We start from the raw sequence: 11,662 nt of genomic DNA, 5'->3' as shown, positions 1-11,662 counted from the left end.
TGCCTCCGGATGAGAGCCTCCGGCCCGGTTCCTCCATCGAACAGCCAAGCCGGACCCATCACGGGAACGCATGCTGTGACAAGGCGTTCCGGTCAGCGCGATCACATTGGCATCATCGGCGTGGGCCATGCTCTGCCCTCTCCGCTTCCGCGCATGGAGAAGCGCATGGCAAGACTCGGATGAATCGGGCGCGCGACTGGCTGGATCGGCACACCAGGCGGAGATGAAACTGACGCCGCGGATGATCATCGCCGACATCCGTGGGTTCTTCTCTATTCGGCGGTTTAAGGTCAAGCGCTTTTGGGCTGTTTTACGGCTTTGTTGCACAGATGGGCGATTTGGCGGCCGGAGCTGGATGGCATAGGAGGGCTGGGCTGTTCCTAATCTCGGATTCGACCGTGCCGTTTAAGTCCAATGCCGCTCGCCGTCATCGCATCCCGAAGCAGCGGCACCGGGTCACGAATTGGGCGGAGTATGATGCAGCCCTACGCCAACGCGGAAGCCTCATGATCTGGTTCTCTGAGGACGCCATCACTGCCTGGCGGGCGGAGCCCCGTACCACACGGGGTGGTCAGCCCCACTATTCGGCCCTGGCGATCAGGACAGCCCTGACGCTCCGGGCGGTGTTTCGGCTGGCACTGCGTCAGACCGAGGGCTTGATCGGCTCGATCCTCCAACTCCTTGGGCTTGATCTTGCTGTACCGGATCACTCGACCCTGAGCCGCCGGGCCGAGACTCTGGAGGTTCCACCATCGCAGTCGTGCACCGGACCCATTCATCTGCTGGTGGACAGTACCGGCCTGCGGCTGTGCGGACCCGGCGAGTGGTTGATCGAAAAGCACGGCACGCGAAGACGCCGGTCCTGGCGAAAGTTGCACATTGGCGTCGATGCTGAGACTGGGCAGATCCTCGCCTCGGAGCTGACGCCCAGCGATGCTGATGACGGCTCGCAGGTTGAGCCGTTGCTCGACCACATCACAGCTCCACTTGCCTCTTTCATCGGCGATGGAGCCTATGATCAGGCCGCCATCTACAGCACCGTCGCCCAGCGTCATCCTGATACTGACGTGATCATCCCGCCACGATCAACGGCGGTGCCGAGCGATACGGCGGAGACCGCGCCGACTCAGCGCGACCGGCATCTCCAAAGCATCGTGCAGCATGGACTCAGGGGTTGGCAGAAGCGGTCCGGGTACACTCGTCGAGCCCTGGTGGAGGCCGCCATCAGCCGGCTGAAACGAGTGATTGGGGATGCGCTGCGTTCGCGGACCGACCGACGTCGTGCGACTGAGGTCGCTGTCGCAGTTCAGGCCTTGAACCGGATGCTCGAGTTCGGACGCCCAAAGTCCGTCCGCATCGCTTAAGCAAAGGCACGGAGTGGGCTCCGTGTGCTCACCAACCGATCCATGCAACAAGGTCGCGGCTCGGCGGCGTCTTCGCCATTGCCGCGGTGGTGGATCACTTCAGCGACGCCCTCGTGAAGAACCCCGTCGTCGGCCAGAAGTCCAAGAACCCGCGGCTGCGGGAATGGCACACCAAGAACCTGGAAAGGCTGCCCGGCCTCAAATTCATGCGGACCCTGTGGGTCTGCCAGGTGTCCGGTGGACCCTTCGAGTTCACAGCCACCAAGCCCGGTGCGACGCCGCTTGGCCTGGAGGAGGCGCACCGGGACCTGCGGATCTCGCCTGCAGAATTCGATGCGGTGGCCGCGGAGCTCGGACGGACCCTGGATTTCTTCAAGGTCCCGAAGCAGGAGAAGACTGAAGTCCTGGCAGCCTTCGCGGCTCATAAGGACGAGGTCACGACGGGCTCCGTCAAGCGGGGCTGAAGCTGTGTTTCCCAGTCTTGACGAGGCATCGTCAACTTAAGCGAACGTCGGCTGTTTGAGTTCGGAACCCTCAGCTCTAAGTCCTTGAACATGCACGATCTGCACCAAGCCAAAAGCTCGTATAAGGCACACCAAACCCGTTAAGCTGACGATGCCCGCTTTATTGCTTCGAGCCAAAGCCCTATTCTGGTTACGATGCGTGAGCCCGTTCTCCGACTGACCTCACTCGCCAAGGTGCTCCCGGGCGGACGCCGGCTGTTCGACGGACTCGCGCTGACGCTCGAAGCGGGCGAGCATGTCGCGATCCGTGGTGAGTCAGGCGCGGGAAAGTCGACCTTGCTCAACATCATCGCGGGGCTCGACACCGCGGATTCGGGGGAGGTCATGGTGGCCGGAACCGATCTGGTGCGGCTGGACGAGGTTGGGCGGACTGCGCTTCGTCGCGATGCGATCGGCTTCGTGTTCCAGGCCTTCCACATCCTGCCGCACCTCGATCTCGTGCGGAACGTCGCCTTTCCGCTCATCCTTCAGAAACAACCGCGCACCGTGGCGCTGGTGCGCGCCGGCGAGATGCTCGATGCAGTCGGGCTAGGCGACCAACTGTCTAGCTATCCCCGCGAGCTTTCAGGCGGCGAGCTGCAGCGTGTTGCGATCGCGCGAGCGCTGGTGCATGCCCCCGGGCTGATCCTCGCCGACGAGCCGACAGGCAATCTCGACCCTGACACCGCGGCACACATCATCGCGCTGCTCGGATCGACGGTGAAGGAGCGCGGCGCGGCGATGCTGCTCGTCACGCATTCGCCGCTGGCCGCGGCGACGGCCGACCGACAGCTCATGCTCACGCCGCATGGCCTGGTGCCCGCCGATGGCTGAAACGCGCGCGATCGCCTGGCGCTGGCTGACAGTCGGTGAACTGCGCGCCTTTCCGATGCGCTTTGTGCTGGCCGGGCTCGCCATCGCAATTGGCGTCGCGCTCGCCTTTGCGGTCCATGTCATCAATCGGTCGGCCGCCGAATCCTTCGGGCAGGCCGTGCGCAGCGCCGCCGGAGGTGCCGATCTGCAGGTGCGCCCTGCGAGTGCGCTTGGCTTTGACGAGGGACTCTATCCCACACTGATGGCGCTCGGCGTGATCGCGGACGCGAGTCCCGTCGTGCAGATGCGCGCGACGATCGGGGAACGGACGCACCCGATCCCGCTTCTGGGGCTCGACTTGTTTCGCACGCTGACGGTTTCGCCCAGCCTGGTCATCAGACCTCAGATCGCGCGCACGGGCGCCGGAACGCGGTCGATAGACCTCGCCGCCGTGCTCGATCAGGACGCGCTCTACCTATCGCGCGACGCCATGACCCAGACGGGCTTCGACTTCGGCGACCGGGTCGAAGTGCGTGCGAATGGCTGGACGCACAACTTCGTCGTTGCGGGGGACCTGCCGGGCGTGGCGCCAGGGCAGGGCATAGCGGTCATCGATATCGCGTCGGCGCAATGGCGCTTCGGACGGCTCGGCACGCTCGATCGGGTCGACCTGAAGCTCGAGCCCGGGACCGCCCTTGCCGACGCCAAGGCGCAGCTCGCGTCCGTCCTGCCCGCCAACACGCAGCTCAGCGATGGCGACATCGAGAGCCGGCGCGGCGACGCGCTCTCGCGCGCCTATCGCGTCAACCTCGATATGCTCGCACTGGTCGCGCTGCTGACCGGCGGATTCCTCGTCTATTCTGCGCAATCACTCGCGGTGACGCGGCGGCTGCGCCAGTTCGCGCTGCTCCGCACGCTCGGCCTGCAGCAACGCGCGCTCGCCGGCCAGCTCCTCGCCGAGGGCGCGGCACTGGGTGGTGTGGGCGCGCTGAGTGGCCTGGCGGGAGGCTATGCGATCGCGGGCGTTGCTCTGCGCCTGCTCGGCGGCGATCTCGGCGCGGGCTATTTCGACGGCGCGACGACGACGCTCGAGTTCGCGCCCGAAGCGGCGGTGCTCTTTTTCGGCTTTGGCATCGCGACCGCCCTGGCCGGAAGCTACGCGCCCGCCCGGCGCGCCGCACGGATCGCGCCCGCGCTGGCGCTCAAGGATGCGGGCGATCAGGTCGACCCACGCAAGCCGCCCAGCATCGTCCCGGCCGTGACACTGATCGGTGCCGGGTTCGTGTGCGCCTTTCTCCCGGCAGTGAACCGGCTTCCGGTCTTCGGCTATCTTGCGGTCGGGCTTGTGCTTGCCGGCGGGGTTGCTGCGATGCCCTGGCTTGCGCGCCTGCTGCTGCGGCCGCTGGGACACGCGAACCTGCGCGTCCCCGCCTTCGAGATGGCGCTTCACCGCCTCCTCGGCGCGCCCGGCCAGGCCTCAATTGCCCTCGGCGGAATCGTCGCAAGCACCGGGCTGATGATCGCGATGGCGGTGATGGTCACCAGCTTCCGGGGCTCAGTTGACGACTGGCTGGAGAGTTTCCTCAGCGCCGATCTCTATGTCGCCGCGGCGTCGAACGAGCCAATGTTCGACGCCGAAACGCAGCGCCGCCTTGCCGCGACGCCGGGGGTCGCGGGAATCGCCTTCAGCAAGGGCTTGGCCGTCACGCTCGATCCAGAGCTTCCCGCCGCGGTGCTCATCGTTCGCCCAGTTACGGGACCCGGTTATTCGCTACCGTTGATCCAGCGGGCGCCACGGTCGGGGGGCGGCGTCGCGCTCTGGCTGTCCGAGCCCGCGGCGCGACTTTACGACGCGCAGCCCGGCGACGCTTTCGCACTGCCGATCGGCGCGGGAGGCGCCAAGGTGATAGGCCATGTGGCGGGGATCTGGCGTGACTATGCCCGGCAGCAGGGCGCTATCGTGATCGACACGCGCGATTACACTGCGATCACTGGCGATGCCGTCCGCAGCGAGGCCGCGGTCGAACTCGTGCCGGGCGCCTCGGTTGCGGCAGCGCGCGCGGCGATCCTGGCGCAGCTGCCGCCCGATATGGCCCGGCGCGTGGATTTCGCCGAACCTGCCGCCCTGCGCGGACGCGCGCTCCGGCTGTTCGACCGGAGCTTTGCGATCACCTATGCGCTCGAGGCGATCGCGATCCTGATTGGCCTGGCCGGGGTCGCCGCCTCCTTCTCGGCACAGACGGTTGCACGCATCAAGGAATTTGGGATGATGCGCCATGTTGGGATGGGCAAGGGCCAGATCGTCACGATGCTCGCCATTGAGGGCGCACTCCTCGGGCTGGTCGGCATGGCGGCGGGCAGCGCCGTCGGGATCGCGCTCAGCCAGATCCTGATCCATGTGATCAACCCGCAATCGTTCAACTGGACGATGACGACACGCATTCCCTGGGGACTGATCTTCGGCGTTGCGGCGGCACTGATTGGCACTGCGGCCGCCACCGCGATGATCGCCGGGCGTCAGGCAGTGTCGCGCGACGCAGTTCGTGCTGTAAGCGAGGACTGGTGATGAAGACGCGGCTCGCGCTCACGATGCTCCTCCTCGCCACCGGCTGGGCCGTGCCTGTGGCGAGCCCGCAGCCTGCCTATCCCGTCGTTACGCCGGGCGCAGAATTCCGCTTCCCGCGCGATCATGGCGCGCATCCGGACTATCGCACCGAATGGTGGTATTTCACCGGCTGGCTTGATGCCCCCGATGGCCGGCCGATCGGGTTCCAGATCACCTTCTTCCGCTCGCGCCCCGGGATCGATCCCGTCAATCCGAGCGCCTTCGCGCCGCGCCAGATTATCTTCGCGCACGCGGCACTGTCTGATCCCGCCAGGGGTAGGCTGATCCATGAGCAGCGCATTGCGCGGCAGGGCTTCGGGATCGCGGAGGCATACGAGGGCGATGCCCGGATCGCGTTGCTCGATTGGCAGTTCGACCGGCGCGCCGAAGGCGTCTTCCACGCCATAGCGCGCGCCCGGGATTTTACGCTCGACCTCTCTTTTACCCCGACCCAGCCCGCGATGCTCAACGGCGACAGGGGCTATAGCCGCAAGGGCCCGCGCCCCGAGCAGGCGAGCTATTACTATTCGATGCCGCAGCTGGCGGTTGTTGGCAGCGTGGTCCGCGACGGGAAACGGGCGGCGATGACGGGGCGCGCCTGGCTCGACCGCGAATGGTCGTCGAGTTATCTCCCGCCCGACGCCATCGGCTGGGACTGGACCGGCGTCAATTTCGATGACGGCGCCGCGTTGATGGCCTTCCAGGTCCGGGGCCGCGACGGGCAGGCCGTTCATGCCGGCGGCACGCTCCGCCGAGCCGACGGAACGCAGCTGCTGCTCACGCCTGAGGACGTGCGCTTCGTGCCCCGACGGCGCTGGCAGTCGCCTCAAACCGGCGCGGCTTACCCGGTCGAGGCCGATTTCGAGATCCGCCTTCCCGAAGGCACGCGCCGCATCCACCTCACGCCCCTGTTCGATGCGCAAGAACTGGACGGGCGCGCCACGGGAATGCCCAGCTATTGGGAAGGTCTGGTCTCCACACCCGGCGGACGGGGCTACCTGGAACTCACCGGATATGCGGGATCGCTTGGCCTTTGAGCTGCGCAGAAATCGGACGCTGCGCGCGCGCAGATCGACCGGCGCAACGGGCCTACTTGGCCCAGGGATCGTAGCTGCCGAAGCTCCACGCATAGCCCTCGAGGTCGAGCGCCGAATAGTTGCGGCCGCGCTGACGGTTAGCCGAACACAATTCCTTTCAGACTTTTGAGAGCCCTATCGCAGTGCTCGATGTGTTCGCGGGCTCGCCGCTGCATCTCAACGGTACTCTGGCAGGGTTCATCGACCTCTTGCTTGCAGAATGAACAGATCATAGCCGGCCTCCGTCTTGCGTCAGCATACTGGACCAACAAAGGTGCGGGATCGGGGTTCCCTCTGCTTCTCAGAGCTTCCACTATGGATGATCGTGAGAGCTTCTGCGTCATCGGTGGAACGGCAGGGGGAGGGGCTGGCCGCGCCGAGGAAATTAACCAACGATCCTGTCGTGATTGGCTCAGAAGCGATCACGCGGGCGCGGACGGTCGCTGGAGAGTGGGAGCAAGGGTGGAGGATAGTGACAGACTAAGAGCAGGCATGGGCCCCTTGCTCGTCGTTTTAGCAAAACCGCTTCCCTATGCGTATGTCAGCCTCTGTCACTCAGCGAAGCGGACCAACGCGCGCAAGCCGTCAATAAGTATTCGTCGATCATCAGGTAGAGAGCTTTCGCACACGGCATCAACGAGTGCGGCTAACTCCTCGCGACTGGGCCTCCTCTCTCTGATCTCGTTCGCCCATATGATGATCTCCGCAGCACGACTGGCACAGGAGGGGCACTCGTCAGCGATCTAGCGGGCCAGTGCAACGATGCGGTCGAGAGGTGAGACTTTGGGATTGTCAGGCATCCTGTCTATTCCGGTCTCACAGCAAGCCAAAGGGCGGTGTGGCCCTTTGGCTTGTGTCTGCTGACTTTGCTGATAGCCGTGATTGCGACCTCAGATCGGCCAGTAGTACGGGGCTCTCCAGTAGTCGTGCAGTTCGCGCTCGCGCTCGCGATCCGACCAGTCATAGTCCTGGTCGCGATAGAAAGTCGGAGCCCCACGAAGCTGCTCCTCCGTGATGTCGGTGCGGTAGCCGCCCAAGCTCGTATCGTAGTTCAGCTTGCTCCAGGGGATGGTGTGCTCGTCCTCGCCCATGCCGAGGAAGCCACCAAATGACATCACGGCATAGGCGACCTTGCCGCTGATCTTCTCAATCATCAGGCGCTTAATCGAGCCGAGATCGCTACCTTGTGGATCATACACCGTCGTGCCCTCCACCCGATCACTCTCGATCAGGGGCTTGCCGGTCATCCCGCCCGGTGCATCGGTGCGAGTTGTCGTATCCGTCTGGGCCATTGCTCATCTCCTCTGTCGGGTAGTTCAACAAGCATCGTTTCCTTCGCCTGCTCTGGCGCTCAGATCACTCCTCGCGTTGATCGTCACGGGGAGAGGCATAGCTGCGTCTAGTCCTGGCATAATCCGGCACGCGCCTGTCCCGACCACGATGCTCGTCATGGATCATCCAGGCCAGCGCGTAACCAACCGCTCCCGCCATCAGGAGCCAGGGCCATGGGTTTGCTGTCATCTGCTGGCGCACCACCTGACGACCCTCTTGGTAGGAGCGCTCAACCTCGGGATAACGGTCGCGGGCCTGCCGCACATAGCGCTGGCCCACGCGGTAAGCCTCACGCGCCGCCCCGGAGGCCGTCTGCACCGTATCTTGTAGTGCCTCTTTCGCTTGATCCAGAAGCTTCTCGGCGGTTTCCTGCTCAGCTTGATCCCGACCCTCACGGCCCTGGCGGCTGGAGGTGGTGGAGGCCGCCGGTGGGTCCTCAGCGATAGCCTTCTTGGTGACGATCACCGAGATCGGATCGCTGCTCGGAAAGGTCTCCTCGATGGCATGATCGAGCCTTGTATCGAGGTTCTCTGTCGAGTTCTCAGGCAGGTCGCAATCCGGCGGACACGTCACAGGCTGACTTGGCGTCTCGCCAGAGATGGGTTGGCCGGGGGCTGAGGGTGCGTTGACCATCACCGTTCTCCACCAAGAGACCGGACTCATGATGGCATCCGGCTCCGCTTCACCAAACCAACTCCGGGATCGAGAGTGCCGTTCCAGGCCAAGATCAACACGTGGACAGCATAGCTGAAACCCTGATGAGCGTCAGCGGTTGGGGTCGAGAGCCGCATGAATGGTCTGAACTGATCGGGTCAGGGGCCGCCGGAAAAGGTCATGGCAGCAAAGTCTCGGTCGCAGGATGGCGCTACGACGCCCACCAGAGCCGAGGGACGGGCACCCCCAAAGCGCCCCTTCAACGGCTCGCCGACAACGCCACAGCTTGCCGCCGAAATCGGACGCTGTCTCCGAGCCCAGTATTCAACGCCTCTTAAGGAGCCGCTTCCTGACGAGCTTGCGATCCTCGTTCGCCAGTTGCAGGGGCGGGAGGGCGCAAGTCCGCCGGGACAGAGGGAGCCGAACGCTCAGCCGACTAAACCATGGATCGTTCCTCGGTCGAGAGCGCATCCCCTGACCGTCCTTTGAAAGCACGGGAGGAGATCGACATGCCACGAACTGTCTCGACCCGCCGATGAGTCGCTCAGGTAGTTCGCACCGACTGGTACCCCGATGACCTGCTCCCCGAACTCCAAATGACACTCGCGGCTCTCGCTGACGTGGAAATCCGCTACGAAGCGACCCGCGAGCACCTTGAGCACGAGTCACCTACTGTCAGACAGCTGCTTCTTGTTGAGATTGAGGCACGCTTCCAGCGGGAGCGAGAGCCCTACATTCAGCGGTTGGAGCAGCTAAAGCATCAAATCAGGTGTTGCATTCTGTCCGGTTTGTAGTGCGCGAGCGAAGACAGGGGCAAGCCCAATCCTGGGACGACGAATGGGCTACCAAAAGTTGCTTCGTGAAGAGGAGGTCAGAGATGGCAAAGGCTAAGATCAAGCTCCCGAAGACCATCGCGGGCATGAAGGTGCCAAAGCCGCTCCGCAAGTCGGCGGCGGTCACATCCTTCCTCAACGATCCTGTTGGGCGCGCCGTGCTGGCTGATGCCCTGATCGCTGCCGCTGGAGCCGCCGCCGCGACACTGGCGCAGCACCGGCCCAGCGGCGCTCAGGTCGCACAGGCAGGCAAGACGGTCGTCGATAGGGGCGGGCGGGCTGGAACCGCATCGGCAGATACCATGCGGTCGGCCGTCGGCACCTTGGGCAGCATCGCTTCCGAGGTGGTGCAGTCAATTCTGCACAGCGGCGATAGGAAAGCTTCGAAGGGAAAGAGGAACAAGAAACACCGCAGCCGGAAGAGCCACCAGACTGAAGATCATAGCTTCGTCAGGCACCATTGAGATAGCCCGGGTTTGTCACGTTAACTCGGGCATGAGAGCGAGGCGTGTAGATGGGCTGGCATGACCAAGCCCGTCAGCTACAAACGTCATCGCTTTCCACCCGAGATCATTGCCCACGTGGTATGGCTCTATTTCAGGTTCCCCTTGAGCCTGCGACTGGTCGAGGAGATGCTGCTCGAGCGCGGCATTCTCGTCTCCTATGAGACCGTCCGCCGGTGGGCACTGAAGTTCGGGCCGGACTATGCACGCCGCCTCAAACGCAAGAGGCCGAGCCGGCGCGACATTTGGCATCTCGACGAGGTCGTGATCACCATCGCCGGTCAGAAGCACTGGCTCTGGAGGGCAGTCGACCAGGACGGCTATGTGCTCGACGAGATCGTCCAGACACGCCGCAATACCAAGGCCGCCAAGCGCTTGCTGAGGCGCCTGTTGAAGAAGCAGGGCTGCCCACCCCGGCGACTGGTCACCGATAAGTTGGGCTCCTACGCTTCTGCCCGGCGTCAGATCATGCCATCAGTTGAGCACCGCTCGCACAGGGGTCTGAATAATCGGGCCGAGAACTCACATCTGCCGCTGCGTCGGCGAGAGCGGGTAATGCAGGGCTTCCGATCCCCAGGAGGTTTGCAGCGGTTCACCTCAATCTTCTCTGCCGTCCGTAATTTCTTCGTCCCACCCCGCTCCCGCCGCTCTGCTCTCGCAACCCATCTTCACCGCCTCGATACCATGGCGGCGTGGAAGGCTGCAGCCTGCGTTGCCGCTTGAGTTAAACAAGCAGCAAAGTTTGCCTTAACTCGTCCGACTTCGGTTAACGTGACAAGCCCGGCTAACCTACGGTTTGACGTGACATTCCTGTTCGGCGGGCAGATTTCGGGTGGGCCGACGGAGCTCTATCTCGTCTACTCGGCCGGCAACTTCATCCGCTGCGGGCCGGATGCTCCCTATCTCCAGATCGGCGAGCACAAGTACGGCAAGCCCATTCTCGATCGGGCGGTTCGTTACAACACGGATCTGTATGAGGCCTTGAAGATCGGCCTGATCTCGATGGACTCAACGATGCGTTCGAACATCGGGGTCGGGCTCCCCATCGATCTGGCGATTGCCCGGCGTGATGCCTTCGCCTTTGAGGTGCTCCACCGCATCGAGCCCGGTGAGCCTTACTTCCATGATCTGAGCGAGCGCTGGTCGGCAGCCTTGCGCGCCGCCCACCAAAGCATTCCACGCCCGCCTTATGGCGGGGAGCCGTGATAAGGCTGATAGAGGTTGACGCGGCTCACCTGCGTCAGCAATCCCGTTTGATCCTCACGGCGTATCTCGCAGTCGTGCAGAACGTGGTTTGGCTGCGGTGATTGCCAGCACAACAGGACAGCCCCACCTGCAGCCGTCAGTACAGCCGCACCAAGCAGGCTGTCGATCAACACAGAAGGAGCGGCGGAACGGCACACTTTATGACAGTCCGCCAGCCGAGCCGTTTCGGAGCGATGGCTGGCGGAGACGTTGAACCCAGTTCTTAGGCAGCCCGGCTGACCCGCTCGGCGGCATTCTCGGCCTGCACGGTCACGGTGCGTGCGGCTTCGTCGGCCATCCGGATCGTCAACTCGGCGATGCGCCGGCTGTTCTCGACCGTCTGCTCCAAATTCTCGCGCAGCAGCGAGCTGTGCACCTCGACGAGATCCGTCACAGACCGGCAGCGGGCGAGGGCGTGCATGCCGTCCAGGTTACGCTGCAGGCGCTTTTGCCCGCGATCGGCCACCTCGCGTGAGATCTCCTGCAATCCATGGACTAGGACCGTGCCGGACTGGGCGACGGCCCGCAGGTTGTGCGCCGCCTCCTCGCTCAGCCCCAGCACGGCACCATCGGAACGGCCGACTGCCAGCAAGCTCTGGCCGGTCGAGCTTGCCGCCTGTGCAGTGTAGGACGGCTTCAGCGTGACTTGGACCCGGCTGGCAATGTGTCGCCGGTAGGCACCGGCCTGTCGTGGATTGATGGTCCTCCTGGCGACAAGCTGATCCAGTTGCTTG

The 11,662-nt window shown here is 64.0% G+C and carries 12 protein-coding genes and 1 pseudogene; 10 read left to right on the top strand and 3 right to left on the bottom strand.

Features of this window, described 5'->3' with window-relative positions:
* The 6 genes from ACS5Q1_RS42905 to ACS5Q1_RS42880 form a co-directional block, all read left to right on the top strand.
* A partial coding sequence (locus ACS5Q1_RS42905; protein WP_473103946.1) for a hypothetical protein occupies nt 1–183 on the top strand: 183 nt, incomplete at its 5' end.
* A 215-nt stretch (nt 184–398) separates the two neighbouring features.
* A complete protein-coding gene (locus tag ACS5Q1_RS42900) occupies nt 399–1,364 on the top strand; it encodes an IS5 family transposase (protein ID WP_473103945.1) in 966 nt (321 codons plus the stop codon).
* A 38-nt stretch (nt 1,365–1,402) separates the two neighbouring features.
* The gene (locus ACS5Q1_RS42895) at nt 1,403–1,828 is read left to right on the top strand and encodes a group I truncated hemoglobin (RefSeq protein ID WP_473103947.1); all 426 of its coding nucleotides are present in this window, start codon (nt 1,403–1,405) and stop codon (nt 1,826–1,828) included.
* A gap of 195 nt (nt 1,829–2,023) precedes the next feature.
* Complete coding sequence (locus tag ACS5Q1_RS42890) at nt 2,024–2,701, top strand: ABC transporter ATP-binding protein (protein ID WP_473103944.1); 678 nt, start codon at nt 2,024–2,026, stop codon at nt 2,699–2,701.
* Nucleotides 2,694–5,246 carry an FtsX-like permease family protein gene (locus tag ACS5Q1_RS42885; RefSeq protein ID WP_473103943.1) on the top strand — a complete coding sequence of 851 codons (2,553 nt, stop codon included), beginning with the start codon at nt 2,694–2,696 and terminating at the stop codon, nt 5,244–5,246. The genes ACS5Q1_RS42890 and ACS5Q1_RS42885 overlap by 8 nt, the downstream gene beginning before the upstream one ends.
* Entirely contained in the window at nt 5,246–6,322 is a 1,077-nt protein-coding gene (locus tag ACS5Q1_RS42880; protein ID WP_473103942.1) for a lipocalin-like domain-containing protein, read from the top strand. The genes ACS5Q1_RS42885 and ACS5Q1_RS42880 overlap by 1 nt, the downstream gene beginning before the upstream one ends.
* Nucleotides 6,323–7,251: 929 nt before the next feature.
* On the opposite strand, the gene ACS5Q1_RS42875 is transcribed toward ACS5Q1_RS42880, so the two are convergent.
* Both ACS5Q1_RS42875 and ACS5Q1_RS42870 read right to left on the bottom strand, forming a co-directional pair.
* Nucleotides 7,252–7,653 carry a PRC-barrel domain-containing protein gene (locus ACS5Q1_RS42875; protein WP_473103941.1) on the bottom strand — a complete coding sequence of 134 codons (402 nt, stop codon included), beginning with the start codon at nt 7,651–7,653 and terminating at the stop codon, nt 7,252–7,254.
* A 64-nt stretch (nt 7,654–7,717) separates the two neighbouring features.
* A complete protein-coding gene (locus ACS5Q1_RS42870) occupies nt 7,718–8,326 on the bottom strand; it encodes a hypothetical protein (RefSeq protein WP_473103940.1) in 609 nt (202 codons plus the stop codon).
* Between the two features lie 201 nt (nt 8,327–8,527).
* On the opposite strand from ACS5Q1_RS42870, the gene ACS5Q1_RS42865 reads away from it, so the two are divergent.
* From ACS5Q1_RS42865 to ACS5Q1_RS42850, 4 genes and pseudogenes are all read left to right on the top strand, one after another.
* Nucleotides 8,528–8,836, top strand: coding sequence for a NepR family anti-sigma factor (locus ACS5Q1_RS42865; protein WP_473103939.1), 309 nt, complete (start codon nt 8,528–8,530; stop codon nt 8,834–8,836).
* Nucleotides 8,837–9,224: 388 nt separating this feature from the next.
* A complete protein-coding gene (locus ACS5Q1_RS42860) occupies nt 9,225–9,644 on the top strand; it encodes a hypothetical protein (RefSeq protein ID WP_473103938.1) in 420 nt (139 codons plus the stop codon).
* A 60-nt stretch (nt 9,645–9,704) separates the two neighbouring features.
* Complete coding sequence (locus ACS5Q1_RS42855; RefSeq protein WP_473103937.1) at nt 9,705–10,406, top strand: IS6 family transposase; 702 nt, start codon at nt 9,705–9,707, stop codon at nt 10,404–10,406.
* A 60-nt stretch (nt 10,407–10,466) separates the two neighbouring features.
* Nucleotides 10,467–10,889, top strand: a pseudogene (locus ACS5Q1_RS42850) (proteasome-type protease); the annotation flags it as partial.
* A gap of 262 nt (nt 10,890–11,151) precedes the next feature.
* Here the strand turns inward: ACS5Q1_RS42850 and ACS5Q1_RS42845 are convergent.
* On the bottom strand, nt 11,152–11,662 hold a 511-nt coding region (locus tag ACS5Q1_RS42845; RefSeq protein ID WP_473103936.1), incomplete at its 5' end, for a phasin family protein.

Source organism: Microvirga sp. GN3 (genome assembly GCF_055792825.1).
This window is presented reverse-complemented; position numbering and strand designations above follow the sequence as displayed.

Excerpts from the sequence above, each read along its gene's own strand:
- ACS5Q1_RS42890 (WP_473103944.1), top strand. The coding sequence starts at position 2,024 with ATGCGTGAGCCCGTTCTCCGACTGACCTCACTCGCCAAGGTGCTCCCG.
- ACS5Q1_RS42875 (WP_473103941.1), bottom strand. The coding sequence starts at position 7,653 with ATGGCCCAGACGGATACGACAACTCGCACCGATGCACCGGGCGGGATG.
- ACS5Q1_RS42860 (WP_473103938.1), top strand. The coding sequence starts at position 9,225 with ATGGCAAAGGCTAAGATCAAGCTCCCGAAGACCATCGCGGGCATGAAG.
- ACS5Q1_RS42885 (WP_473103943.1), top strand. The coding sequence starts at position 2,694 with ATGGCTGAAACGCGCGCGATCGCCTGGCGCTGGCTGACAGTCGGTGAA.
- ACS5Q1_RS42865 (WP_473103939.1), top strand. The coding sequence starts at position 8,528 with ATGGCAGCAAAGTCTCGGTCGCAGGATGGCGCTACGACGCCCACCAGA.
- ACS5Q1_RS42870 (WP_473103940.1), bottom strand. The coding sequence starts at position 8,326 with ATGGTCAACGCACCCTCAGCCCCCGGCCAACCCATCTCTGGCGAGACG.
- ACS5Q1_RS42880 (WP_473103942.1), top strand. The coding sequence starts at position 5,246 with ATGAAGACGCGGCTCGCGCTCACGATGCTCCTCCTCGCCACCGGCTGG.
- ACS5Q1_RS42855 (WP_473103937.1), top strand. The coding sequence starts at position 9,705 with ATGACCAAGCCCGTCAGCTACAAACGTCATCGCTTTCCACCCGAGATC.